The following is a 23,730-nucleotide window of genomic DNA, read 5'->3' on the forward strand; positions in this document are numbered from 1 at the left end:
ACCCCCAGGAAGGCAGGCGACGTGTCAGAGGCGGATTTCGGACTCGAAGTGCCAGAAGCAGACCGGCTGGAGCAGCTGCAGGACGCCAACCCCAACGGCGGCGCCGAGGACTACGAGCGGGACGACCCGCCGGCTGTCGATCTCGACGCGGCGAACCCGGCCGATGTGCTGGAACAGCATGCTGCCGTCCCCGAGGATGACGAGGACTGGTGATCGCTGGCGCCGCGGCTCAGCCCACCTGCAGCACCACCTTGCCGAGCGGGTGACCTGACTCCACCGCGGCGATCGCGGCCGGCGCCTGCTCGAACGGCACCACCTGGGTGACGTGCGGATCGAGCTTTCCCTCGGCTGCCAGCAGGGCCACCGCGTCAAGCACGCGGACGCTGCGATCCCGGCGGATCGGCGCGCCACCGAATCGGGTCACCCCGGTGGGGTCGGCGGCGCTGATCAGCCTGGCCGGGTCCTTGACCAGGCCGGCGACGGCTGCCAGCGCGTCGGCTCCGATGAGGTCGAAGATCGCATCGACGCCGTCGGGCAGCAGCTGCCTGATCCGCTGCTCGAGACCGTCGGAGTAAGGGATCAGCGTCGCGCCGAGGGACTCCACCAGGGCTCGCTTGCCCTCGCTGCCGGTGCCGAACACCGCGATGCCGTCGTTGCGGGCGAGCTGCGCGGCGGCCACCCCCACCCCGCCACCGATGCCGGTGATGAGCAGCGTCTGCCCGGCGGACAGGCCCAGCTGGGCGACGCCGTCGTAGGCGGTGGCTGCCGCGACCGGCAGCGCGGCAGCATCGAGGAAACCCAGCTGCGGCGGCTTCTTCGCAGTCGTCCCGACGCTGGTGACGGTGTACTCGCCGAAGGCCCCGTGACCGGGCGCCGGCCAGCCGAAGACCTCATCGCCCACGGAGAAGCCCTCGACATCGGAGCCGATCGCCTCGACGACACCGGAGATCTCGCTGCCGAACTCGGACGGCAGCTCGCGAGCGCCGTTGGCGGCGAACCTGCCGCTGCGCACCTTGTGATCGACCGGGTTCACCCCCGCCGCCCGCACTCGGACCAGGAGCTCGGCGGGCCCGGGACGCGGCGTGTCGACCTCGGCGAACTCCTGGGTCTCCGGACCGCCGTACTGGGTGAAGCGAAAGACCGTGGGCACGAGCACACCTCTTCTGGCCGGAAGGAACTGACTCAGCCGCAACAGGGGATCCGGCCGCCGCTATTCCGGCACCGGCGCCCGGCCCGCTCGGATTCTCGGCCGGTCAGTCCGGATTGGCGGCCAGCGCATGCAGCTGGACGAAGCTGCCGTTGAACCGGTCCTGGCCGCCGGGCAGCAGTCCGGACGAGGCGCTCTGCCAGATCGTCCAGGTGGCGGCGCCGGCCGGGATGGAGGCCGGCGGGGTGGAGCCGTAGCTGGCGATCCAGAACGGGTTGGTGGCGGCGAAGGCGCTGGAGTTGCCGGTGCAGGTGTTCCACCAGCTGAACGTGGTGTAGATCATCGGGTACTTGCTCGTCCTGGTGTGCATGTCGTCGGAGAAGGCCTTGATCCAGCTGACCATGCCGGCCGCGGTCAATCCGTAGCAGGTGGCGCTCGCCCCTGGTTGCAGCACCAGCGCGGGCGGCAGCGTCCTGCCGTCGCCGGACCAGCCGCCGCCGTGGGCGAGGAAGTACTCGGCCTGGGTGAGACCGGTCGAGGATCCCGGATGCGCATAGTGGTAGGCGCCGCGGATCATGCCGATGTTGTAGGAGCCGTTGTACTGCTGGGCGAAGTACGGGTTGGTGTAGCTGGTCCCCTCGGTGGCCTTGACGTAGGCGAACCGGGCTCCGTTGTTGTAGGCGCCTTGCCAGCCGACGTTGCCCTGGACGCTGGAGACGTCCATCCCCCGGCCGATCAGGCCCCGGTTCTCCTTGGCGGTGAGGATGCGCAGCACCGAGGCGTCGAGCTTGGCCTTGAACGTCGCGTCGGAGTTCGCCCTTTGCAGCACCGCGTTGTACATCGCCGGCAGGATCGCCGGATCGTTCATCAGCGCCAGATCACCGCCGGCGTTGAAGAAGTTGATCGCCCGGTCACCGAGCGGCCATGCCTGCACCTGCGCCGCGCCCAGGCTGTCGCTGATGATGACCCCGTTGAAGCCGAGGTCGCCACGCACCATGCCGGTCACGATGGTGGGCGAGAACGCCGCCGGGTTCGCGGCATCGATCTTGGAGTAGTAGGCGGTGGACATCATCAGGAACGGCGCGCCGGCGTTCACCGCGTTGGCGAACGGGGTGAGGTAGGGATCGGTCCGGGTGGTCTGGGAATCGGTCACGCCGCTGCTGACGTCCGGGTTGGCGGTCACCCTGCCCAAGCCGGGAAAGTGCTTGACGGTCGCATCGACGCCGGCGTCGGCCATGCCTTGGGCGAATGCGATGCCCTTGGTCGACACGGTGGCCGGGTCGTAGCCGTACTCGCGCTGGTAGTAGCCGATCGGCTTGTTCCGCGGCGCGAAGGCGGCGCTCGGAACGGTGTCGAGCACCGGCGCGAGGTTGACGTTGACACCGGCCGCCTTCAACTGCGAGCCCCAGACCTTGGCGTCGGCCCGCAGCGTGCTGGTGGCATAGCCGCCCTGGGTGAGCGCGGCGGGGATGCTGGAGAACCCGCTGCCCTGCAGCACCTGGACCTGGCCGCCCTCCTGGTCGGTGGCGATGAACAGCGGAACCCCGGCCGTCGCGGCGAGGGTCGCCTTGGACTGCAGCGATGCGCTGACCGCGGCGGTCGCGGCGACTCCGGCGGTGCTGCGGCCGGTCAACATCACATTGCCGACGTGGTAGGTCTGGATGTCGGTCACGGTCTGGCTGCTCACCGACGCCGCCGGAGTGCCCACCATGAACAGCTGGCCCACCCGCTGCGCCTGCGTCATGCTCGCCAGCACCCTGCTGGCCGTATCTGGGGCGGCCAGGTTCGCCGTGGCGCGGTGTGCCGCGTGCGCGGACGGCCCCGACGCCAGCGCGACCATCAGGCAGAAACCGCTGACGGCTGCCAGCATTGGACGGAGTGGCCAGGCGACGCGGCGCACAAGTATGGACGGTTATTCCGTTCCGCTGGACAGTCGAACCAGGCGATTCGGCTTAATTACGGCGACGCTACCTCGTATCGGACGTCCCCGCTCAGCGTCGCGTCCGATGCCGGGCATGCGGTCGGTGGGTTAGCATGAGGGCCCGCTCGACACAGAGCGTTGAACCTGCCCTGCGGTCGACCACGAGCTTCTCGCCAGTCCCGCCGGTCTTGCGTCAGGATGGCACCGATGTCCGTAGCCTTGTCAGACGATCGCCACTGCGTTATCGGCAGTGCCCGGTGAGATTGCCCGAGGCTCGCGGGCCGCTGACCGAGGAGTTGCTCACCGCGCTGCGCCAGCCGGCCGGCTCCGTTCAGCTCTTCGGCGCCGGCCTGGCCTTCGATCCGCCCGCCACGGCGCTGGGCGACGACGATCTGCAGCTAGGGCTATGGGTCTGTTACGAGCTGCACTACGCCGGATTCACCGATGCCCAGCCCGGCTGGGAGTGGGATCCGGAGCTGATGTCCTGGACCAAGGCTCTGGAGGCCCGGTTCGACTCGGCGCTGCGCAGCTGCGTGCCGGCGGCGATGCCGGCCGGTGACTCGATCGCCGACCGGCTGCGGGCGCTGATCGACGCCGACACCGGACCGGAGCTGGCGCGGCACCTGCAGTCCAGCGCCACCGCCGAGGAGTTCCGGGAGTTCGTCACGCACCGCTCGATCTACCACCTGAAGGAGGCCGATCCGCACAGCTGGGCGATACCGCGGCTGCGTGGCAGGGCCAAGGCGGCGCTGGTGGAGATCCAGTCCGACGAGTACGGCGCGGGCTCGGTGGGCCGGATGCACTCGGAGCTGTTCCGGGCCACCATGCGTGGCCTCGGCCTGGACGACAGCTACGGCCGCTACCTCGACCATGCGCCGGGGGTGACCCTGGCGATCAGCAATCTGATGTCGTTCTTCGGCCTGCACCGGGAGCACCGCGGCGCGCTGGTCGGGCACCTGGCCGCCTTCGAGATGACGTCCTCGACGCCGAATCGCCGTTACGCAAAAGGCCTTCGCCGGCTGGGCGGCGATGCCGCGACGACCCGGTTCTACGACGAGCATGTCACCGCCGACGCGCTGCACGAGCAGCTGGCCGCCCATGACCTGTGTGGCTCGCTGGTGGCCGACGAGCCGGACCTGGCCGAGGACGTCCTCTTCGGCGCCGCGTGCGCGTTACACCTGGACAACCTGTTCGCCGCTCATTTGTTGAACTGCTGGGCCTCGGGGCGTTCGTCGCTGCGCACCGTCGGCTCGGCCGCGTTGACCGCCGGGCTGTCGTGATCGCGACCAGCCCGACCGGAAGGTGAGCGCGCGCCATGATGAGCCTGAACTACCTGCTGCCGATCAAGGCAGACCGCGGCCGTGACATCGGCGAGCTGGCGGACTACCTCAACGACCTGAGCCATTCAACCCAGGTGATCGTGGTCGACGGCTCCCCGCAGGAGGTCTTCGACGCGCACCGGGCCCTGCTGGAGTCCGCCGTCACCCATGTCCGGCCGGCCGAGGACGTCCGGTTCCGCAACGGCAAGGTGAACGGGGTGGTGACCGGCTTCCGGCTGTGCGGCTCGGACAAGGTCGTCATCGCCGACGATGACGTGCGCTACGAGCCGGCGCAGTTGCACCGCTTGGAGCTGGCGCTGGACACCGCCGAGCTGGTGCGCCCGCAGAACTACTTCCGCCCGCTGCCCTGGCATGCCCGCTGGGACACCGCCCGCTCGCTGCTCAATCGCGCGTTCATCGGGGCCGACTTTCCCGGAACCCTTGCCGTGCGGCTGAATCCGCAGCTGCGGGCGGCCGGTTACGACGGCGACGTGCTGTTCGAGAACCTGGAGCTGATCCGGACGATCCGCGCTGCCGGCGGCCGGGAGCGGTTGATGCCCGACCTGTACGTGCGCCGGTTGCCGCCGAGCACCGGGCACTTCGTCCGGCAGCGGGTCAGACAGGCCTACGACAGCTTCGCCCAACCCGGCCGGATGATTCTCGAGCTGGCGTTGCTGCCGGCGTTCGTGCTGCTGGCCCGGCGACCTGCCCGTCTGGCGGCGCTGCTGGGCGCGGCGATGGGGGTGGCCGAGATCGGCCGGCGCCGGGGGCGGGGCCAGGTGGTCTTTCCCGCCGAGGCCGTCTGGTTCACCCCGGCGTGGCTGGCCGAACGCGCGGTCTGCTCCTGGCTGGCGCTGGCGAACCGGGTGCTGTTCGGCGGCGTGAGCTATTCCGGCGGCCGGATCTGGCGGGCGGCCCACTCGGTCGCGGAGCTGCGCCGGCGCTGACGGACGGACGCGACCTCAGCCGGGCCCGGGACGCCCGTTGGCGGCGGCCAGCTTGTGGCTGCCGTCGCAGAACGGTTTCAGGGCCGAGCGCCCGCACCGGCACAGCGCCACCGCCCGGCCGCTGCGCGGGATCGGGGTGCCGTCCAGCTCACACAGCTCGAAGTCGCCTCGCACGATCAGGGGCCCGTCCGGGTACGGCGTGATGGTCGCCTGCGGTTCCCCCGGCTGCTCACCGACCTCCGTCATGTCTCGTCCCCCTCGCTCGCCCGGTAGTCGACCTCCACCGTAATCGCCGTGCCGGCATTCAGCCCGACGCCGCCGGTTGGACGGCCGGGTCCTCGTGCTGTGCCGCGGAGTGCGGGCGTCCGGCCGGCGCGGCCGCGCTTGCCCGGCAGGCCTGGTCCAGCGTGCGGGCGATGGCCGCCGGGTCAGCCGCGGTCAGCAACTCCTCCAGCGGCAGCGGCAGCGGCAACGACCAGTTCTGCGCCCGCGTGGTGCCCGGCAGGTTCGGCCGCAGCTCGGCTCCGGCCGCGTCCTCCAGGGTGGCGGCCAGCAACCGCGACGGGGCCTGCGCCAAGGTCCGGTAGGCCGCGGCGATGACCTCCCTGGGGCCGGCCGTGGCGGGCACGGCGGTCAGCTCGGCCAGATGATCGCGCAGCTGCTCGGTGCTGGCCGCGTCGGCGTCCAGGCCGCCGGCGCGCTGGTCCTCGAGATCGACGCCGGTCCACAGCCCTGCGACGGTCGGCAGGTCATGGGTGGTCACCGCGGCGAGCGCGGTGGCCGGCCAGTCCGGCGGCGGCTCCTCCTCGAACCACAGCAGCCGGTAGGACAGCATGTTGCGGGCCGCCATCTCCTCGCGCAGGCCGGGCGCCACCGTCCCGAGATCCTCCCCGACCACCACCGCGCGGGCCCGGACGCTCTCCAGCGCCACGATCTCGAGCAGGTCGTGCACCGGGTAGTGGACGTAGCTGCCCTCGGTCGGGGCGCTGCCCTCCGGGATCCACCACAGCCTGAACAGGCCCATGACGTGATCGATGCGCAGCCCGCCCTCAGCGGCCAGCGTGGAACGGATCGCCTGGATGAAGGGCTGGTAGTCGGCCTGGCGCAACCGCCACGGCACGAACGGGCGCAGCCCCCAGTCCTGGCCGCTGAGGTTGAACGGATCCGGCGGAGCTCCGATCGAGACGCCGTCGGCCATCACCTCCTGCCAGGCCCAGGCATCCGCGCCGTTCGGATCCACCCCGATGGGCAGGTCCTGGATGACGGCCACGCCCGGCGTCAGATCCGCCAGCTGCAGGGTGATCAGCCATTGCAGCCAGGCATGGAAGGTGATCGCCGCGGCTGACTCCTCGGCGAACCGCACCACCGCCGCGCCGGCCGGATCACGCAGCTCGGCCGGCCATGCCCGCCAGTCCGGGCCGTGTTGCTCGGCCAGCGCGCACCAGGTCGCGAAGCGCTGCAGGGCATCGGGTTGATCGGACCGCCACGCCGCGAAGCGGCTGTCCGGAGGCGCCTGGGAGAACACCCGGTGCAGCGCCGAGCGCTTGATCCGCCACACCGTGTCCCGGTCGATGAGCGCACCTGCAGCAGCAGCCCGGCCGGCTTGCTGGAAGTCGCGCAGGTCCACCCGATCCGCTCCCGGCACATCCTCGACGCGCAGGTAGATCGGGTTGCGGAAGGCCCTGCTGGTCGGAAAGTAGGGGCTCGCCTGCTGCGGGAAGGTGGGTGCCACCGCGTGCAGCGGGTTCACCAGGACGAAGCCGGCGCCCTGTTCGGCCGCCCACCGGGTCAGCGTCCGGAGGTCGCCGAGATCACCGATCCCCCAGCTGAGCTGCGACCGGACCGCGTACAGCTGGACGGTCCAGCCCCAGGCACGCTGCTCGGGCAGGTGACAGCGGCCGGGCCCGACGATCAGCCGCCGCTCACCGCCCGGCGTGCTGAGGATGTGATAGCCCAGCGGGCAGTCCTCGGGAAGGACGCCGTCGATCTCCAGGGTGCCGCCAGCCTCCAGCCGCACCTGCCCGCTCGCCGGGACCTGCTGGCCGGGCCGCGCCACGATCGGGCCGGTGTCCTGCGCTCCGGCCGGCGGCGCTCCCAGCGTCCGGCGCAGCCGGTCGACGGTCGCCGGGTCGATGGTGTGCTCGGCTCCGGCAGAGTCCAGATAGGTCTGCGCGACGGGTTGACTCGGCTCTTTCAAAATCATCAGCTAGGGCCTCGGGATCGTTGCGGCCGGCAGCTGCCAAGGGTTGCGGACCGGGCCGGCACCTGCAGTATGCCTGGCCGGCTCAGGCGGTTGCGACCGGCCATCCGTCGCTGCGGCGGCGCCCGTCACGCCAGGCCGAGCCGCTGGCCGACACCCTGCATCTGGTAGTCGAAGTAGCTCTGGTAGTCGGAGGTGACCGCCTTCAGGTGGCCGAACAGCTCGAAGTTGATGCTGCCGACGAGCTCGGTCCAGGCCAACACCGTGTGGGCCAGTTGCTGTTCGGTCAACTCCGGCGCCACGCTGGCGCGCAACGACTTCAGGTCGGCACGGACGGCGCGAGGTATCGGGCGGCCATCGGCCACCGGACCACGGCCGGCCGCGACCGCATCGCTCACCAGCTTGATCATCAGCAGCGGGATCCGGGCGGCAGGGCCGATCGTGGCGTCGGTCGGCTGATAACCGGGAACCGGGCTGCCGAAGAGCAGCGCGTACTGCTGGGGCTGCGCCAGCGCCCAGGTCCGGGTGGCGCCGGTCACCGCCAGCCACCGGCCCAGCAGGCTCCGCCGCCGGGCGGCCGCCTCGGCTGCCTCCACGACGCTGCCCACCTCATCGTGGGCATCGGCGATCAGCGCGGTGAGCAGGTCGTCCCGGCTCGGGAAATACCGGTACATCGCCGAGGACACCATGCCCAACTCCCGCGCGACCGCCCGCAGCGACAACCCGGCGGAGCCATCCGCGGCGAGCTGGCGCCGGGCGGTCTCCTTGATCTCCCGGGTGAGCTCGTCCCGGACCCTGGCCCGCGCGCTTGGCTGAATCACCCTTTCACTATGCATGCCACGGGCCCCGCGTGCCATGAGCACCGGCAGGGAAGAAGAGCAGTGCTCCTGCCGCGTCGCGGAGGAGGCGTTCTGAGAAGGCGCGGCTACGACAAGTCGACTGCCCTGCCCAAGCAGGCTCAACATCGCCAGGGTTATCCCGAAACCGGATGCGTTCCGCCGGGAGCGTCGAATTCCGATATCACTGCGCCGGATGAATGCTTTCGCTTGCAATAATTCCAGAGCGCATTCTTTGGGCCGGGATGTCACCCTTGGCACGAATGCTTGCCGCGCTGCGCAGCCCGGGTGGACCCATTCATAGCAGCCAGCATGCAGGCCGCAGGTGATCCGGCCAGCCCGCGTTTGCTGGATAGTTGCGTCGACGACTAACTGACGAATCGGCCTGGCACCGTCACTTCGGCATCGACCATATCGATGGTTTTCTGTAGTTATACCCCATCCCTACATTGCAGCAATTTAACTGCACGCTCACTCGCAGTGACTTAGACTGTGCCTGGGTTCGAACCAGACAGCCCTTGCACTCAGCGCGAAGACAGCAATTCGGCGTTAGGTGCGGACTAAGGTCTGGAGGTAACCATGACAGTTTTGTCGACTCCCCTTACCGAACAGCTTTCCGCCACGGCCCGTCCGGCGGTTACCTCGTCCTCGGCCGAACTGTCGAAGCTGATGCGCCGGCTGACCCCGGCGGCTGACCCGGTCCCGGTCTTCAAGAGCCTCACCCGGGTGGTCGTGCCCCGGCTCTGCGACGCCAGCACCGTCTGGCTCAGCATCACCGGACAGCAGCCCTGCCAGATCAGCTTCCGCGTTGCCGACAGCAACGGTCACGAGCAGTGCGCCGGCCACGACGACTCCTGCTCGAGGAGGCCTCAGGTGGCCGACTTCGGCGGGGCGGTGGTGGACGGGGACACCGTGGTGGTGCCGATCAACCCCATGGTCGTCGAAGGCCAGCTTCCGTACCGGGGAGCCCTCACGATGAGCTTCCACGGGGTGCGTCCCACCCTGGCGCATCTGCTCATCGGGCACCTGCTGGTAGAGCGCGCGGTCGCGCTGGTACAGCGCGAACACCTGGTGGCCAAGGCGGAGAACCTGCACCGGGCGCTGGACAGCAACCGCGATATCGGCGCCGCCATGGGCATCTTGATGGCCAGGCATCAGCTGACCAGCGACCAGGCCTTCGACCTGCTGCGCCGGACCAGCCAGCGCGCCCATCGCAAGATCGTCTCGATCGCGGCCGACGTGATCGAGACCGGCGAGCTCGAACGGCCGATCGGCGTCGAACTGCTCGAGCCTCGGCCGACACCCCGCCCACCGCGGCGGGCACAGCACCTTCGGCTGGCGCGCTGACCGGGCGCGACGCCACAGCTCTCCGGCGTGTCGCGACAGGTGACGGGCCGTGCCGGTGTGAACTTGGGGTGACCTGCCCCGAGCTGACCGGATGGAGCGACGTGTGAGTGGCCGAAGCCTGCGGGTGGGCCTGGCAGCGATCGTGGCAACGGCTGGTCTGGCCGGGTGCGCGGGCAGCACCGAGCGGGCAGAGGTGCAACGGGTCGCCGTCGATTTCGTCACCGCCGTCGAGGACAGGAACGGCCAGGACGCCTGCGACCTGCTGACCTCCGAAGCCGAGGAGTCGGTGTCCGGCGCCACCGACGTGCCCTGCCCGACCGCGGTGCTCAGCATCGAGGAGAGCGGCGCCGAGGTGCACCACGTTCAGATCTGGGGTGACGCCGCGCAGGTGAAGCTGGGCAGCGACACCGTGTTCCTGCGCCGGCTCCAGGTCGGCTGGCAGGTCCGAGCCGCCGGCTGCCACTCGCAACCGGGCGCGGCATACAACTGCGACGTGGAGGGCTGAGGGATGAGATCGCTGTTCTTCGGTCTCGCCACCTTCGTCTTCCTGGGCCTGAGCTACGTCCTGCTGATCGGGGTGTTGCACCGATGAGCCGGGTGGGCCGCTACCTCAGGGACAACGGGCTCACCCTCGCCTTCCTGGGCCTGCTCCTGGGCGCGGTGATCGGGCAGGCCTTCGCCGGGGTGGCCGAACTCAACGGCGAGCAGCGGGCCACCGGCGGAGCGACGCTCAGCGTCGCCCAGTACCTGAGGTCGTCGGAGTTCGCGGTGGACGTCGCGGAGAACTGGCAATCGGAATACCTGCAGTTCGCCCTTTACATCGTCGCCACCACCTGGTTGGTGCAGCGCGGCTCCAGCGAGTCCAAGAGCCTCGGCAAGATCGGCGGCGGGACCGACCGGGAGCAGAAGATCGGGCGTTACGCCGAGCCGGACTCGCCGGCGTGGGCGCGGGCCGGCGGCTGGCGAACCGCGCTCTACGGCCGATCCCTCGGCGCCATCATGACGTTCTTCTTCGCCATGGCGCTGCTGGCGCAGTCGATCGCCGGCCGGGCCGCGTTCAACGGCCAGCTGCTCAACCGCGACCAGGACGCGCTGAGCTGGTCCGGCTACCTGACCTCGGCCGACTTCTGGAACCGCACGTTCCAGAACTGGCAGTCGGAGTTCCTGGCGGTGGCGTCCATGTCCGCCTTCGCGATCTACCTCCGGCAGCGCGGGTCGCCGGAGTCCAAGCTGGTCGGCGCGGCACATGACGCCACCGCCGAGGATCCGTAACCGGGGGCTGGGAGTTCCGCAGCCGGCCCGGCTAACCTCGAAGCAAGGACACCTGAGGGGAAGTAGGGCAGATGAGCGACGAGGCGAACGTGCACCCGGCCGGCGAAGGGCTCAGCGACGAGGAGATGGTCCGGCAGGTGGCGGGGCAGACGGCCAGCGACCTCAAGTACAGCGACGTCTTCGAGCGGGAGTCCGAGGGCGCCACGACCGATGTCGAGGCGGCCAAGGCCTCGGCCGAGGAGCTGGCCGGCGACTGAGCCTGCGCAGCGCCGGCCCGCGGCCGGGCTGCCGCGGTTCATCGGGGACAGCGGCTCAGCGCGATTCGAGCAGTCATTTCAAGGTTGCCAGGTCGGCGGCCACGGCTTCGGCGTCCCGGTCGAAGTCGGCGTCGCTGGCGTCGGGCCGCCGGCGCAGGGTGAAGACCAGCTCGCAACCCTCGCCGTCGGCGATCACCCGCATCGGGTTGTAGAAGCGCTCACCGGTGGCCAGGGTGACCCAGTGGTCGAGGATCCCGTGCTGGTTCAGCTCGGTCATCTCCACCACGACCCGGCCGAGCGGTGACTCCGCGACCCAGCGACCCTGCACCAGCTCGATCGAGCTGCCCAGGCCGGCAGCCCAGCGCGGCAGGTTCGCCGGCTGGCGGGCGTAGTCATAGACCTCGGCGGCCGGACGGTCGATCCGGATGCTCAGGTACCTGGACTGCGCCGCCATGCCGGTCATCGTGCTTGCGGACGCCCTGCCCGGTCGCCGCCGGTGGCGGCAGCGAAGTCGGTCCGGGCCAGCCGGTACAGCACATGGCGGCGCAGCCGATGTCCCACCGGGACGGCCGGGTGCTCGAAGTCCCCGTCCGGGTCGTGCCGCATCCCGAGCCGCCGCATCACCGCCCGCGAGGCGGCGTTCTCGATCGCGGTGAAGCTGACGATCTCAGCCAGCCGGTACTCCTCGAAGCCGATCCGCAGCGCCTGCCGAGCGGCCTCGGTGGCGAACCCCTGGCCCCAGGCCGGCCTGCACAACCGCCAGCCGATCTCCACCGCGGGCAGGAAGGGCACCCCGAAGCGCGGGACGTTGAGGCCGGTGAAGCCGATGAACTCACCGGTGTCGATCCGCTCCAAGGCCCACATGCCGAAGCCGTTGACCTCGAACCCGGCCTCGATCCGATCGACGACGGCGTCGCTGGCAGCGCGGTCCAAGGTCGCCGGGAAGTGCGCCATCACCTCCGGGTCGGCGTTCATGGCCGCGAACGGTTCCCGGTCCGCCGGCTGCCAGCGCCGCATCACCAGCCGCTCGGTACGCACCGTCCCACCCTCCTCAGGAACGGCGGCGCGCTCCGCGGACGCGCTCTGCACCGCCTAGGTGGCGGTCGGGAACGAGTAGCTGGCCGCCGAGTCCGACCGGTGCTCCGGCCAGCGGGACGTCACGACCTTGCCGCGGGTGTAGAACGAGACACCCTCGGCGCCGTGCATGTGCTTGTCCCCGAACAGCGAGTCCTTCCAGCCGCCGAAGGAGTAATAGGCCATCGGAACCGGAATGGGCACGTTGATGCCGACCATGCCGACCTTGACGCCCCGCTGGAACCTGCGAGCCGCATCGCCGCTGGAGGTGAAGATCGCGGTGCCGTTTCCGTAGGGGTTGGCGTTGATGAGGTCGATCGCCTCCTCCACAGTCTCCACCCGCAGCACCGACAGCACCGGTCCGAAGATCTCCTCGCGGTAGACATCCATCGCGGGGGTCACCCCGTCGATCACGGTCGGGCCGACGAAGAAGCCGTCCTGGCTGCCTTCGACCTGCAAGCCCCGGCCGTCCACGCTCAGCCGGGCGCCCTGCTCGGCGCCGCTGCCGATCAGGCCCTCGATGCGGTCCTTGGCCGCCCGGGTGATCACCGGCCCCATCTCCGAGCTGCTGTCGCGGCCCGGGCCCACCTTGACCGCGCGGGCCTTCTCCGAGACGGCCTCGACCAGCCGGTCCCCCGCAGCACCCACCGCGACGGTCGCCGACACCGCCATGCAACGCTCACCGGCCGACCCGAACGCGGCGGCCACCAGGTGGTCGGAGGCGAAGTCGAGGTCGGCGTCCGGCAGCACCACGGCGTGGTTCTTCGCGCCGCCGAGCGCCTGGACCCGCTTGCCGGTGGCGCTGGCCCGCTGGTGGATGTAGCGCGCTATCGGGGTGGACCCGACGAAGGACACCGCGGCGATGTCGGGTGAGTCCAGCAGCGCGTCCACCGCCTCCTTGTCGCCGTGCACGACGTTGAAGACACCGTCGGGCAGGCCCGCCTGCTGCCACAGCTCGGCGACCAGCAACGACGCGGACGGATCCCGCTCGCTGGGCTTGAGCACGAAGGTGTTGCCGCAGGCGATCGCGACCGGGTGCATCCACATCGGAACCATCACCGGGAAGTTGAACGGGGTGATGCCGGCCACCACGCCCAGCGGCTCGCGGAAGGAGTAGGTGTCGATGCCGGCCGAGACCTGGTCGGAGTACTCGCCCTTGAGCAGGTGCGGGATGCCGCAGGCGAACTCGATCACCTCCAAGCCGCGCTGCACCTCGCCGCGGGCATCGCTGAGCACCTTGCCGTGCTCGTCGGTGATCAGCTCGGCCAGCTCGTCAATCCGGTTGTTGACCAGCTCCCGGAAGGCGAACAGGATCTTCGCGCGCCGGCTCAGCGAGCTCTGGGACCAGTCGCCGAAGGCCTCGGCCGCCACCTGCACCGCCTCGTCCACCTCGGCCGCCGAGGCCAGCGCGACCTGGGCCTGCTGCTGCCCGCTGGCCGGGTTGAACACCGGCGCCCAGCGACCAGCGGGGTCAGCGATCCGCTTGCCGCCGACCCAGTGTTCGATCGTTGTCTCCATCGTCTGCCCTTCGTGTCGATCGCCGGTGGCCGCTTGGCGAGAGCCAGTGGCCGCCGTGGCTGCGGTGCTGAGCCTACGCATCCCAGCGCACACCCGGGGCGGCCTTCCGGGCCAGCTCCCGGTTCCTGCCGGGCAACGTTGTGACCAGGCCGTAGCGGGGCGTCGTCCGCCTCGTCACAGCCGGTCACCCCTTGAATCCGCCTTATCTTCACGGTTAAAGTCGAATCAGCTGGATAGGCAGCCAGGTTCGCCCGAATATCGGATGCCGGCCATAATCTCAGCTTTCAACTTCCCGTTGCCAGGCCTTCCGCCCGCGCCCGGCCGCCGGCCGGCGATGGACCGGCGCAAGCACCTGAGCGTGCGGCAGCGCTGCTGGTGGGGTGGCCATACCTGGAACTACCGGATGAGCACCCAGCGGGTGATCATCAAGTTCCGCGAGTGCGCCCGCTGCGGCGAGGTGGAGATCCAGGTCGGCTGAGCCGCATGTCGATAGGGCCGAGCCGCATGTCGCTGGGCTTGGCCGATCGGCAGTGCCAGTCAGCCGCGCCGCGCTCGGCCACCGGCCGCCATGTCCAGCGGCCGGCCGAGGAAGCCCTCGACGACGGCCCGGGTGGCAGGTGAGGGCGCCAGCCCGAGCTCGGTGCGCAGCACCCGGCGGCAGGCCTCGTACTGGCGCAGCGCCTCGGCGGGGTTCTGCTCGGCCAGGTGGATGGTCATCACCTGCCGGTGCGCGCTCTCCCGCAGCGGGTCGCTGGCCACCGCGGTCAGCGCCGCCTGCAGCGCACGGTCGTAGTGCCGGCGTTCGCTGGCCCGTTGCGCCAGCCGCTCGAGCAGGTGCAGCCGCACCTGGCGGAACCGCTCGCGCTCGACGCTGACCCAGTCATCCTCCCAGTCCGGCAGCACGTCCGAGCTGAGCCGGCCGACGTCCAGCTCGTCGAGGTGGCTCTCGTCCTGGGCCAGGCGCACGTCCACCTCGAGCTCGGGCGTCAGGCTCAACCCCGATTGCCTGGTCAGGACAAGCTGGGATTCGGTTACCGTCGGCAGCCGCCACAGGGTCGAGCGCAGCCGCGCCAGACCCTGCCGCTCCGGCAGATCGGCCCACAGCGCCGCGGCGGCCGCCCGCCGGCCCACCGGCCGCCCTCGCAACGCGAGGTAGGCGAGCAACCGCTGCGCCGGGCGCGGCACCTGGACCGGTCTGCGCTGATCGCTGAGCTCGAAGGTGTCGAGCAGTTGCAGGTGCGGGGCGCAGCAGCCAGGGCGCTCAGTCATAGGGCAGCGAAACCTTGGGGGATGTTGCCAGCGGACAAACCTGGGGCTGAGGACACCTGCCGACCATTCGAGTATGCCTCGCCGGAGACGGCTTCTGCCAGCACGGGAGGGCCTGTTCGCCCTGCTGGCGCAACGCGACGGTGACGCTTCGCCATACGCCCGGGGACCCACCGGAGCACATCCCGCAACGGACGGCCCGGCGACGCGCGGTACGCAGGCTGGCTGGTGTCAGTGCGGGGCGGCCGCGCCACTCGGTCCGGCCGGAACCTGTGATCGCCTGCGGAAGGAATGACCCATGTACCGCCACGTCAAGAACCTGCAGTTCCAGGCCAAGCCGGAACGGCCGGATGCCCTGTTCGCCATGAAGTTCCAGGAGATCCTCGGTGGCCAGTTCGGCGAGATGACCGTGATGATGCAGTACCTGTTCCAGGGCTGGAACTGCCGGATTCCCGGCAAGTACAAGGACATGATCATGGACATCGGCACCGAGGAGATCGGCCACGTCGAGATGCTCACGACGATGCTGGCCCGGTTGCTGGAGGGCGCGCCATCCGAGACCACCGAGAAGGCGGTCGCGGTCAATCCGGTGCTGGCCGCGGTGATCGGGGGGATGAACCCGCAGCACGCCATCGTCTCCGGTGGCGGCGGCCTGCCCCGCGACAGCCAGGGGGTGCCCTGGAACGCCGGCTACATCGTGGCCAGCGGCAACATGCTCACCGACTTCCGGTCCAACGCCGCCGCCGAGGGCCAGAGCCGGCTGATGACCAGCCGCATCTACAACATGACCGATGACCGCGGCGTGCGGGACATGCTGGCCTTCAACCTGGCCCGCGACACCTTCCACCAGCAGCAATGGCTGCTGGCCATCGAGCAGCTGCAGGAGGACGGCCTCGCCGACCTCATCGAGGACTCCAACTTCGAAGCGGAGAACAAGGACCACGACCACACCTTCTGGAGCTTCTCCGAAGGCAGCCAGGCCGCCGAGGGCCGGTGGGCGCGCGGCCAGACGCTCGTCGACGAGCAGGAGATCGTGTACCTGGCCGAGCCGGTCCCGCTGACCGACGACACCGGCGTGCTGCCGCCCCCGGACCCGAACCTGTTCGCCACCTATGACGGCAGCCGCGGGGCGGGCAAGCCGGGCACCGCCGGCGCCGCCACGGCGCAGGGCGTCAGCAACGTGGTCAAGAAGGTCAAGGACACCCTGACCTGAGCTGCGGCCGGAGGCGGGGGCGGCCTGTGCCGGCCGCCCCCGCATGGCCTGTCCGTGCCTGCCGTCCGTGCCTGCCCGTCCGTACCGCATGTTTCGCAGCTGCCAGAAGGAGCGCCCGATGACCAGCATCACCTACGCCGCCTCCAGCCGAGCGGTCGTCTTCGGCCAGCGACTGGTCAGGTTCGGCCGCCGCCGGCCCGCCACGCTGGTGTGGCTGCTGCTCTACGCCGTGGTGGCGATCGTGGCGCCCTCACCGCTGTCGCTGCTGGTCACTGCCGGGCTGGTAACGGTGCTCGCGCTCCGGCTGCGGCTGGCCGAGCGCTCCGATCCCCGGCACGCGCGATGACGGCCTTCGCCGATCCGGTGCCCGCCGCCGCGGCGGTGATGCTGCCGGAGCGCGCCCGCCCGGCCCGGCTGTGGACCCGTACCACCGGCACGGCGGTCCTGATCTCGGCCGGCTACCTCGACCCGGGCAACTGGGCCACCGACCTCGCTGCTGGCGCCCGGTTCGGGATGCGGCTGGTGTGGGTGGTGGCCATCGCGACGGTGCTCGCGCTGTTCCTGCAGCAGCTGGCCGCCCGGCTGGGGCTGGGCAGCGGCCGTGATCTCGTGCAACTGCTGCGCGAGCGCTGCTCGCCGCTGACCCGCCGGTTGCTGACACCGCCGATCCTGCTGGCGCTGGCGATCACCGAGGTGGTCGAGGTGCTGGGCGTGCTGATCGGTGTGCAGTTGCTTACCGGGCTGCCGGCGAGCACCGCGGTGCTGGTCACAGCAGCGCTGCTGATCGTGGTGCTAGCGGCTCCGGCCGGTATCGGGCGCCTGGTGGTCTTCGGCTGCCTGGCGGTGGTGTCCGTGGTGTACCTGGCGATCCTGGTCAGGAGCGGCCTGGGCGCCAGTGCCGCCGACCTCACCCCCGGCGCGCTGCCTCCGGGCGGCCTGCCGGTGGCGCTCGGCATCATCGGGGCGATCGTGATGCCGCACAACCTGCTGCTGCACTCGACGCTGGCCCGGGACCTGCGCGCGCGGGATGCCCGGGTGGCAGCGGACCCGGTCCACGCCCGCGCCGTGCTGGCTGCCACCGTGCGAACCAGCGCGGTAGCGCTGGCCGTCGCCCTCGTCCTGAACTGCGCGATCATGTCGATCAGCGCCCGCGCCACCGGCCCGGCCGGCGGCAGCGAGACCATCAGCTCCGCCTATCGCGAGCTCGCCCCCGCGCTCGGACAGCTGACCTCCCTGCTGTTCGCCATCAGCCTGATCGCCGCCGGCCTGGCCTCCTCGGTGACCGGCGGCATGGCCGCGACCGAGGCGGTTCGCCACCTGCTGCCCGGGCTGCGGCTCTCGCCCGTCGCCCGCCGACTGAGCTGCCTCGTGCCGGCCGCCGCGGTCTGCCTGTGCGGGCTGCCCGAGGGCACCGTGCTGGTGTGGAGCCAGGTGGTGCTGAGCCTGGTGCTGCCGCTGGTGCTGTTCCCGCTGATCCGGTTCCTCAGCGACAGCGAGCTGATGGGGCCGCTGGTGCTCGGCCGCGGCACCCGGACGCTGGCCCAGGCGATCGCCACCGGCATCAGCGTGCTGGCTGCGGTAGCCATCCTCGGCTAGGCAGCGGCCCTAATCCACCGGCCTGAGCAGCCCGCGCTCGGAGACGACGTCCAGCGCCAGCGTCCGGAAGCCCACCTCGTCGAACAGCACGACCACGCGGCCGGGCTCGTACTGCTGGACGATGCCGCTCCCCCACTCGGCATGTTCGACCCGCTGGCTGAGCGCGAAGGGTTGGGCCTGGACGGTGGTGGAGGTGCCGGCATCGCAGCTGTCACAGTTGCCGCACGGCTCGGGCTGGTCCTCGCCGAGCAGCTGCAGCAACAGCCGACGACGGCAGTCGTCGGTCTCGGCATAGCGGCGAACCAGCTCCACCGCGGTCTCGGCCTGGACGCGCCGCTGCTCACCCGAGCGCTGAGCGGCCTCGACGGCCTCGGCTATGGCGCCGGGCTCGCACCGCCGGCACAGGCCGCTCCGTTGCTCGGCGACGGCGCCGACCGCGATCAGGGCGTTGACCGCCCGCCGGGCACGGGCAACCGTCAGCCCCGCCTGGCCGGCGACCGCGGTGAGCTTGGCCGGCCGGCTGTCCAGCGCCGCCAGCACCGCTGTCAGATCGCCCTCGGACGGGCCCTGGCCGGCGCTGAAGTACCGGGCCAGGCCGTAGCCGTTGGGCCGGCTCAGCAGGATCGCGCGCGCCGGCTCGCCGTCCCGGCCGGCCCGGCCGACCTGCTGGTAGTAGGCGTCGAGGTCCTCCGGCGGATCGGCGTGCAGGATCAGCCGCACGTCCGGCTTGTCGATGCCCAGCCCGAAGGCGCTGGTGGCCACCACCACCGGCGCCGAGCCGTCCAGGAAGGCCGCATGGGTGGCATCGCGCAGCTTGCGCGCCATCGAGCCGTGGTAGTGCGCGGCGGCCACGCCCAGGCCGCTGACCGCCTCGGCCAGCTCCTCGCTGCGGCGGCGGCTGGCGACGTAGACGATCGCGGTGCCAGAACCCTCGCTGACCTGCTCGCGCAGGATGTCCAGCACCGCGGCGTCACCGGCCCGGACGTCGGTGGCCAGCTGGGCGCCGAGCCAGATGTTCGGACGGTCGACCTCCCCGACGATCACCGCCGGGTCGGTCATCTGCAGGGCACCGATGATCTCCCGACGCACCCGCGGTGACGCGGTGGCGGTCAGCGCCAGCACCCTGGGCCGGCCCAGCGCGGCGATCGCCGACGGCAGCGCGAGATAGTCCGGCCGGAAGTCATGGCCCCAGGAGCTGACGCAGTGCGCCTCGTCCACGACGAACAGCGCCACCTTCGTCGCGGTCAGCGCCTGCAGCACCTCCTCGCGCGCCAGCTGTTCCGGTGACAGCAGCAGGAACTCCAGCTCCCCCGCTGCCATCCGGTCCAGCACCGCACGCTGCTGCGTCTTGCTCAGCAGGCTGTTGAGCACGGCTGCGGGCGGCCCCGTGGACAGGGCGACCAGCTGGTCGTTCTGGAGGGACACCGTCGGCGACACGATCACCGTCGCGCCGGGCATCAGCTGGCCCGCAACCCGGTAGATCAGCGACTTCCCGGTGCCGGTCGCGAGCACCGCCAGGGTGTCGCGCTCGAGCGCCGCGTCCAGCGCCTCCGCCTGGCCCGGCCGCAGCTCGACATCGCCGAGCAGCTGCCGGACGGTGGCCGAGACCTCGCGTTCGGTGGGGGCCGCCCGGCTCATGAACCGGGGCGGTGGCCGATTTCAGCCAGCCGGTGGCGGGCCAGCCGCTCGGTGAGCTCCGGCAGCGCCGCCGTGGGAGTGGCCTGGATGTCCTGGACGCAGCCGGCGACCACGTCGATCACGTCGGACAGCCGCAGGCAGCACCCGTACTCGGAGTAGAGCCGCTCCACCGCGCCGGCGAGCAGCCTGCTCACCGAGAGGGGCAGCGCTTGAGGAACTGGCTCGATCGCGGTCGGCAGGATGGCTGCCTGGCCGGGGTCGAAGGGCAACAGGATCGTCACGGAAGATCCGCATCTGCAGGGTAGCCACGTCGGTGACTGCCGGCTTGTGGCCGGCAAGAGCACTGCCGCGCGGGAGTTCACCTGCGACGACGTTCACCGTGTGACGCCGAGGCTCCGGTCCGAGCCTGTCCGTTGACGGTACGTCATTCGTTCAGCATTGGCCACGGGAAAGCGACACCGGATTTCCGGCGGGCCGGCAAGCGCAGCCGTGCCGTCAGAGGAGGGCGTTCCGCGCTGTCAGAACTGCCCCACCACGTCCACGATCAGCACCTGCGCGGGGGCGGCGGGCTGTGCCTGCTGGCCGGCGCTGGCCGGAGCGGCGGCGGTGGGCGGCACCAGGATCAGCGCCCGGCTGCCGATGTTGCGTCCGTTGAGCACCGATGCGACCGTCAGGACGTTGCGGGCAGCCACCGTCTGCGGTGCCCGGCCCCAGGTCGCGGAGGTCTTCTTGGCGGTGGCCAGGTCGGTCTGGACGACCTGCAGGACCAGGGTCTTGGCCGGGTCGATCTTGGCGCCCGTGCCGGTGACCAGCAGCGTCGCGGTGGGCTTCTTCGGCGCCTTCACTCCTGCCGTGCTGGTCACCGCCGGAGCCTTGCCGACCACGTTGTTGACCTTGGGAAAGCCGCTTGCGAGGGTGGGCACCGGGGTGCCGGGCGCCGAGGCGTTGGGCTTGTAGGCCGCGATCAGGTCCACCACGAAGACCAGCGTGTCGGTTCCGGTGATGCCGGCGTCGGGCTGGCCCTTGCTGCCGTAGCCATCGGCCGGCGGGATGGCCAGCAGCACCCGGCTGCCCAGGCGCTTGCCGACCAAGGTCTTGTCCCAGCCGGGGATCACCGCGCCGGTGCCGATCACGAACGCCGCCGGGCTGCCCCGGTCGAAGGAGCTGTCGAACACGTTCGGCTTGCCGTCCTTGGGCGCCCAGGTCTGGCCGCTGTAGTTGGCCACCAGGGTGTCGCCCTGGGCCACGGCGGCGCCGGAGCCGGCGGTGATGACCTGCTGGGACAGCTGGGCGGGCGCCGGCTTGTCCGCCACCGTCACGACCGGCTTGTCACCGAAGCCGCCCTTCACCGAGGCATCGGCCACGCCTGAGGCCGACCCGGCAGCCGAGGACCCCGAGGCCGACGAGGCGCCGGACGCCGCGGCGGAGCTGGCCGCCGAATCGCCGGGCTTGTCGCCGGAGCCGCAGGCGGTGAGCACCGACACCGGCAGGACGAGTGAGACGAGCAGAACGCGTGAGCGAGAAAGCACAGGGGGTCCCTAACCGGGTGGACAGCAGAACGGCAAACCCTGTCAGCCTAACCCGGGCAGCTGTGCGCTCCTGCCGGCCGACGCTGAGGAGTCGCCATGACCAGCATCGCAGTGCTGGCGCAGATCGCCCGCGACCGCCTCACAGAGGGGTAGGGCCAGGGACCGGACGATGCGCCGTTGACAGGCGCCTCAAGCGCGCCGAACCTCGATGAGGCGGGCGTGAAGCCCGCTGAAGAGGATCGCATTCAAAGTGAGACCGTTCCACGTGACGGTCGCCTGCCGGAGCCGGCCGGTACCAGAGTGGTAGACGAACGTGTGGCCCTCAGCCCCAGGCAGGATGTCGTGGACGTTATCCCTGTCCTGCACGAATGGGCCAGTAGCGGTGAAGACAAGCTCAACATCCTGGAGAGTTCCATCCAGTTGCGGGAGGGCCGCAACGATCCTCAGCGAATCAAAATGCGGATCCTGTTCGGCAACTGTGGGAGTAACAGTGCCCACCACGTCCTGAAGTATGACGTAGTCAGCGCACTGATCCTGGGTGGTGAACCCGTAGGTCACCGTCCACTCGCCTTGTGCGCGGGTGGCACCCAAGAACATGGATCCGACGAGGCAGCCTCTTTCCCAGAAGGTTTGGGTATAGCTTCCGCTACCGCTCACGGAGTAGCGCACGACGCTCGTTGTTGCGGACGCGGTCGGCGGTATGAGCAGTATCACCGAAGCGGTGACGATCGACACGACCAAGGCACTGAATCTGGCTGCGCGAGCGAACATGGCGTGCTCCCAGAAGGCGCCGGCTCGTTGACCGCTGCCATTAGCGGAGAACCGCGGCGCTGCGCTTCGGTTTACACCCGATGAGGTTGCCAGGCAAGGACTGGTGCTTCGCCGTACGCGCTAGGGGCAAGGCCGCCTGCTCCGACTCGGCGCCGGACCTGGTGTCGCTGTTCGCCCGGATGGCTGATTGGCCTGGCTAACCCGCTCCGCAGCGCTGATCGCCCGGTCGGTGCCGAACGCCGGTCAGGGCTGGACCGAGGGCTCTCGCTCCGGCTCCGGGTCCGGCTCGACGGCCGCCGGCTCGACGGCCGTCGGCTCGCCGTGCAGCGCGTCCAGGAACGTCTTGGCCCAGTGCGCGACGTCGTACTCGCGCACCCGGCGCCGCAACGAGCGCATCCGCCGCCTGGCCTCCGATGGCGAGATCCGGGCAGCCCGGACGATCGCGTCCTTCAGGCCGGCGATGTCATGCGGGTTCACCAGGAAGGCGCTGCCCAGCTCGTCGGCGGCGCCGGTGAACTCGCTCAGCACCAGCGCCCCGGATTCGTCGTGCCGGCAGGCCACATACTCCTTGGCGACCAGGTTCATCCCGTCCCGCAGCGAGGTGACCAGCATGACGTCGGCAGCCAGGTAGAGCGCTGCCATCTCCTCCTGCGGATAGGACTGGTGCAGGTAGTGCACCGGCGCGCTGCCGACCTCGCCGAACTCGCCGTTGATCCGGCCGACGGTCACCTCGACCTCGTCGCGCAGCCGGCGGTACTGCTCGACCCGCTCCCGGCTCGGGCTGGCGACCAGCACCAGGACATCGTCCGGGGATCTCAGCCTGCCCTCCTGCAACAACTCCCCGTACGCCTTGAGCCGGTGCGCGATTCCCTTGGTGTAATCGAGCCGGTCCACCCCGAGCAGCACGGTCTTCGGATGGCCGAGGGCCGCCCTGATCTCCGCGGCCCGGGCCTTGACCTCGGGCCGCCGGGCGATCGCCTCGAAGCCGGCCGAGTCGATCGAGATCGGGAACGTCGCGGCCCGTACCGTCCGGTCGTCCTTCGCCGGCGCCGGGCCCTCGCGCCGCCGGCCCGCGGTGTTGCCGGCCCCGGCGTCGGCGGACCAGGTCCGCGGCACCCGCACCATCGATCCGCGGGTGGTGAGCCCGGCGGCCCGGCGGCAGGCGCGCAGGAAGTTGGTGGCGTCGCCTTGGCGCTGGAAGCCCAGCAGGTCCGCGCCCAGCAGGCCTTCGACGATCTGGCGCCGCCACGGCAGCTGGGCGAAGATCTCGTAGCCGGGAAACGGGATGTGGTTGAAGAACCCGATCCGCAGGTCCGGACGCAGGGACCGCAACATGCCCGGCGCCAGCTGCAGCTGGTAGTCCTGCACCCACACCACAGCGTGGTCGGCGGCCTGCTCGGCGGCCGCCTCGGCGAACCGCCGGTTGACCCGGACGTAGGCATCCCACCAGGCACGACGGAATCGCGGCGGCGCGATCACGTCGTGGTACAGCGGCCACAACGTGTCGTTGGAGAAACCCTCGTAGTAATCGCGGACTTCCTCGCTGGACAGGCCCACCGGCACCAGCCGCATGTCGGCCTCGTCGAAGGGCTCCGGCGCCGGCCCCGGAGTTCCGGTCCAGCCGACCCAGGCGCCGTCGGCCTGTTGCATCACCGGCTGCAGCGCGGTCACCAGGCCGCCCGGGCTGCGCCGCCAGGAGACCTGGCCGTCCGGGTCCTCGACGCGGTCCAGCGGCAACCGGTTGGCCACGACCACGAAGTCGTAGTCGCCGGTCTGCGCCGGCTGGCCGTGCGTTGTGCTGCTCATCAGAGTTGACTCCATGCGGCGCGGACGCCGGTCGCCGCGACAGCTGTCTCGTGAACTCAGGCCTCTCGACCAT

25 protein-coding genes are annotated in these 23,730 nt (G+C 70.6%); 11 read left to right on the plus strand and 14 right to left on the minus strand.

Translation table 11 applies throughout. The annotated features are described in order from the left end of the window. Positions 1–48 precede the first annotated feature (48 nt). On the plus strand, positions 49–213 hold the full coding sequence (locus VF612_RS17975) for a hypothetical protein (RefSeq protein WP_408661230.1): 165 nt from the start codon (positions 49–51) through the stop codon (positions 211–213). Between the two features lie 16 nt (positions 214–229). On the opposite strand, the gene VF612_RS17980 is transcribed toward VF612_RS17975, so the two are convergent. Continuing rightward, positions 230–1,150 carry an NADP-dependent oxidoreductase gene (locus tag VF612_RS17980; RefSeq protein WP_408661231.1) on the minus strand — a complete coding sequence of 307 codons (921 nt, stop codon included), beginning with the start codon at positions 1,148–1,150 and terminating at the stop codon, positions 230–232. Positions 1,151–1,253: 103 nt separating this feature from the next. Beyond that, positions 1,254–3,017, minus strand: coding sequence for a GH25 family lysozyme (locus VF612_RS17985; RefSeq protein WP_408661232.1), 1,764 nt, complete (start codon positions 3,015–3,017; stop codon positions 1,254–1,256). A 308-nt stretch (positions 3,018–3,325) separates the two neighbouring features. Here VF612_RS17985 and VF612_RS17990 point away from each other — a divergent pair, with 308 nt between their 5' ends. Together VF612_RS17990 and VF612_RS17995 are read left to right on the plus strand one after the other, a co-directional pair. Then, positions 3,326–4,348: an iron-containing redox enzyme family protein gene (locus tag VF612_RS17990; RefSeq protein ID WP_408661233.1), complete on the plus strand. Its 1,023-nt coding sequence runs from the start codon at positions 3,326–3,328 to the stop codon at positions 4,346–4,348. 35 nt (positions 4,349–4,383) lie between these two features. Then, on the plus strand, positions 4,384–5,334 hold the full coding sequence (locus VF612_RS17995; protein ID WP_408661234.1) for a glycosyltransferase: 951 nt from the start codon (positions 4,384–4,386) through the stop codon (positions 5,332–5,334). Between the two features lie 15 nt (positions 5,335–5,349). Here VF612_RS17995 and VF612_RS18000 read toward each other — a convergent pair whose 3' ends face one another. The 3 genes from VF612_RS18000 to VF612_RS18010 form a co-directional block, all read right to left on the minus strand. After that, entirely contained in the window at positions 5,350–5,580 is a 231-nt protein-coding gene (locus tag VF612_RS18000; protein ID WP_408661235.1) for a CDGSH iron-sulfur domain-containing protein, read from the minus strand. Positions 5,581–5,638: 58 nt separating this feature from the next. Continuing rightward, a complete protein-coding gene (malQ, locus tag VF612_RS18005; protein ID WP_408661236.1) occupies positions 5,639–7,537 on the minus strand; it encodes a 4-alpha-glucanotransferase in 1,899 nt (632 codons plus the stop codon). 125 nt (positions 7,538–7,662) lie between these two features. After that, positions 7,663–8,355, minus strand: a complete 693-nt coding sequence (locus VF612_RS18010; protein ID WP_408661237.1) for a TetR/AcrR family transcriptional regulator — start codon at positions 8,353–8,355, stop codon at positions 7,663–7,665. 594 nt (positions 8,356–8,949) lie between these two features. Here VF612_RS18010 and VF612_RS18015 point away from each other — a divergent pair. The 4 genes from VF612_RS18015 (at position 8,950) to VF612_RS18030 (ending at position 11,246) form a co-directional block, all read left to right on the plus strand. Next, positions 8,950–9,717, plus strand: a complete 768-nt coding sequence (locus tag VF612_RS18015) for an ANTAR domain-containing protein (protein ID WP_408661238.1) — start codon at positions 8,950–8,952, stop codon at positions 9,715–9,717. A gap of 103 nt (positions 9,718–9,820) precedes the next feature. Beyond that, positions 9,821–10,222, plus strand: a complete 402-nt coding sequence (locus VF612_RS18020; RefSeq protein WP_408661239.1) for a hypothetical protein — start codon at positions 9,821–9,823, stop codon at positions 10,220–10,222. Between the two features lie 83 nt (positions 10,223–10,305). After that, complete coding sequence (locus VF612_RS18025; RefSeq protein WP_408661240.1) at positions 10,306–10,989, plus strand: DUF6766 family protein; 684 nt, start codon at positions 10,306–10,308, stop codon at positions 10,987–10,989. Positions 10,990–11,060: 71 nt separating this feature from the next. Continuing rightward, positions 11,061–11,246, plus strand: coding sequence for a hypothetical protein (locus VF612_RS18030; protein WP_408661241.1), 186 nt, complete (start codon positions 11,061–11,063; stop codon positions 11,244–11,246). A 73-nt stretch (positions 11,247–11,319) separates the two neighbouring features. Here the strand turns inward: VF612_RS18030 and VF612_RS18035 are convergent, their stop codons facing one another. The 3 genes from VF612_RS18035 to VF612_RS18045 all read right to left on the minus strand — a co-directional run bounded on the left by VF612_RS18035 (position 11,320) and on the right by VF612_RS18045 (position 13,838). Beyond that, positions 11,320–11,700 carry an SRPBCC family protein gene (locus VF612_RS18035; RefSeq protein ID WP_408661242.1) on the minus strand — a complete coding sequence of 127 codons (381 nt, stop codon included), beginning with the start codon at positions 11,698–11,700 and terminating at the stop codon, positions 11,320–11,322. Between the two features lie 5 nt (positions 11,701–11,705). Next, positions 11,706–12,263, minus strand: a complete 558-nt coding sequence (locus tag VF612_RS18040) for a GNAT family N-acetyltransferase (RefSeq protein WP_408661265.1) — start codon at positions 12,261–12,263, stop codon at positions 11,706–11,708. A 75-nt stretch (positions 12,264–12,338) separates the two neighbouring features. Next, the gene (locus tag VF612_RS18045) at positions 12,339–13,838 is read right to left on the minus strand and encodes a CoA-acylating methylmalonate-semialdehyde dehydrogenase (RefSeq protein WP_408661243.1); all 1,500 of its coding nucleotides are present in this window, start codon (positions 13,836–13,838) and stop codon (positions 12,339–12,341) included. A 295-nt stretch (positions 13,839–14,133) separates the two neighbouring features. Between VF612_RS18045 and VF612_RS18050 the strand changes: the two genes are divergently transcribed. Further along, complete coding sequence (locus tag VF612_RS18050) at positions 14,134–14,316, plus strand: hypothetical protein (RefSeq protein WP_408661244.1); 183 nt, start codon at positions 14,134–14,136, stop codon at positions 14,314–14,316. 59 nt (positions 14,317–14,375) lie between these two features. Here VF612_RS18050 and VF612_RS18055 read toward each other — a convergent pair whose 3' ends face one another. Continuing rightward, positions 14,376–15,107 carry an AfsR/SARP family transcriptional regulator gene (locus VF612_RS18055; protein ID WP_408661245.1) on the minus strand — a complete coding sequence of 244 codons (732 nt, stop codon included), beginning with the start codon at positions 15,105–15,107 and terminating at the stop codon, positions 14,376–14,378. A gap of 295 nt (positions 15,108–15,402) precedes the next feature. Between VF612_RS18055 and VF612_RS18060 the strand changes: the two genes are divergently transcribed. The 3 genes from VF612_RS18060 (at position 15,403) to VF612_RS18070 (ending at position 17,913) form a co-directional block, all read left to right on the plus strand. Further along, the gene (locus VF612_RS18060) at positions 15,403–16,317 is read left to right on the plus strand and encodes a manganese catalase family protein (protein WP_408661246.1); all 915 of its coding nucleotides are present in this window, start codon (positions 15,403–15,405) and stop codon (positions 16,315–16,317) included. Between the two features lie 118 nt (positions 16,318–16,435). Beyond that, complete coding sequence (locus VF612_RS18065) at positions 16,436–16,663, plus strand: hypothetical protein (protein ID WP_408661247.1); 228 nt, start codon at positions 16,436–16,438, stop codon at positions 16,661–16,663. Beyond that, positions 16,660–17,913, plus strand: coding sequence for an Nramp family divalent metal transporter (locus VF612_RS18070; protein ID WP_408661248.1), 1,254 nt, complete (start codon positions 16,660–16,662; stop codon positions 17,911–17,913). Before VF612_RS18065 ends, VF612_RS18070 begins: the two co-directional genes overlap by 4 nt. A gap of 9 nt (positions 17,914–17,922) precedes the next feature. On the opposite strand, the gene VF612_RS18075 is transcribed toward VF612_RS18070, so the two are convergent. The 5 genes from VF612_RS18075 to VF612_RS18095 all read right to left on the minus strand — a co-directional run bounded on the left by VF612_RS18075 (position 17,923) and on the right by VF612_RS18095 (position 23,657). Further along, positions 17,923–19,551, minus strand: coding sequence for a RecQ family ATP-dependent DNA helicase (locus tag VF612_RS18075; protein WP_408661249.1), 1,629 nt, complete (start codon positions 19,549–19,551; stop codon positions 17,923–17,925). Beyond that, complete coding sequence (locus VF612_RS18080) at positions 19,548–19,832, minus strand: hypothetical protein (protein ID WP_408661250.1); 285 nt, start codon at positions 19,830–19,832, stop codon at positions 19,548–19,550. The genes VF612_RS18075 and VF612_RS18080 overlap by 4 nt, the downstream gene beginning before the upstream one ends. Positions 19,833–20,069: 237 nt before the next feature. Further along, a complete protein-coding gene (locus VF612_RS18085; protein ID WP_408661251.1) occupies positions 20,070–21,080 on the minus strand; it encodes an FKBP-type peptidyl-prolyl cis-trans isomerase in 1,011 nt (336 codons plus the stop codon). A 189-nt stretch (positions 21,081–21,269) separates the two neighbouring features. Next, complete coding sequence (locus tag VF612_RS18090) at positions 21,270–21,815, minus strand: hypothetical protein (RefSeq protein WP_408661252.1); 546 nt, start codon at positions 21,813–21,815, stop codon at positions 21,270–21,272. A gap of 279 nt (positions 21,816–22,094) precedes the next feature. Beyond that, entirely contained in the window at positions 22,095–23,657 is a 1,563-nt protein-coding gene (locus tag VF612_RS18095; protein ID WP_408661253.1) for an alpha,alpha-trehalose-phosphate synthase (UDP-forming), read from the minus strand. Between the last annotated feature and the right edge of the window lie 73 nt (positions 23,658–23,730).

The organism is Jatrophihabitans sp., from assembly GCF_036388195.1.
Taxonomy (GTDB): domain Bacteria; phylum Actinomycetota; class Actinomycetes; order Mycobacteriales; family Jatrophihabitantaceae; genus Jatrophihabitans_A.

Excerpts from the sequence above, each read along its gene's own strand:
- VF612_RS17985 (WP_408661232.1), bottom strand. The coding sequence starts at position 3,017 with ATGCTGGCAGCCGTCAGCGGTTTCTGCCTGATGGTCGCGCTGGCGTCG.
- VF612_RS17995 (WP_408661234.1), top strand. The coding sequence starts at position 4,384 with ATGATGAGCCTGAACTACCTGCTGCCGATCAAGGCAGACCGCGGCCGT.
- VF612_RS18000 (WP_408661235.1), bottom strand. The coding sequence starts at position 5,580 with ATGACGGAGGTCGGTGAGCAGCCGGGGGAACCGCAGGCGACCATCACG.
- malQ (WP_408661236.1), bottom strand. The coding sequence starts at position 7,537 with ATGATTTTGAAAGAGCCGAGTCAACCCGTCGCGCAGACCTATCTGGAC.
- VF612_RS18015 (WP_408661238.1), top strand. The coding sequence starts at position 8,950 with ATGACAGTTTTGTCGACTCCCCTTACCGAACAGCTTTCCGCCACGGCC.
- VF612_RS18025 (WP_408661240.1), top strand. The coding sequence starts at position 10,306 with ATGAGCCGGGTGGGCCGCTACCTCAGGGACAACGGGCTCACCCTCGCC.
- VF612_RS18030 (WP_408661241.1), top strand. The coding sequence starts at position 11,061 with ATGAGCGACGAGGCGAACGTGCACCCGGCCGGCGAAGGGCTCAGCGAC.
- VF612_RS18035 (WP_408661242.1), bottom strand. The coding sequence starts at position 11,700 with ATGGCGGCGCAGTCCAGGTACCTGAGCATCCGGATCGACCGTCCGGCC.
- VF612_RS18040 (WP_408661265.1), bottom strand. The coding sequence starts at position 12,263 with ATGCGGCGCTGGCAGCCGGCGGACCGGGAACCGTTCGCGGCCATGAAC.
- VF612_RS18045 (WP_408661243.1), bottom strand. The coding sequence starts at position 13,838 with ATGGAGACAACGATCGAACACTGGGTCGGCGGCAAGCGGATCGCTGAC.
- VF612_RS18055 (WP_408661245.1), bottom strand. The coding sequence starts at position 15,107 with ATGACTGAGCGCCCTGGCTGCTGCGCCCCGCACCTGCAACTGCTCGAC.
- VF612_RS18060 (WP_408661246.1), top strand. The coding sequence starts at position 15,403 with ATGTACCGCCACGTCAAGAACCTGCAGTTCCAGGCCAAGCCGGAACGG.
- VF612_RS18065 (WP_408661247.1), top strand. The coding sequence starts at position 16,436 with ATGACCAGCATCACCTACGCCGCCTCCAGCCGAGCGGTCGTCTTCGGC.
- VF612_RS18070 (WP_408661248.1), top strand. The coding sequence starts at position 16,660 with ATGACGGCCTTCGCCGATCCGGTGCCCGCCGCCGCGGCGGTGATGCTG.
- VF612_RS18075 (WP_408661249.1), bottom strand. The coding sequence starts at position 19,551 with ATGAGCCGGGCGGCCCCCACCGAACGCGAGGTCTCGGCCACCGTCCGG.
- VF612_RS18095 (WP_408661253.1), bottom strand. The coding sequence starts at position 23,657 with ATGAGCAGCACAACGCACGGCCAGCCGGCGCAGACCGGCGACTACGAC.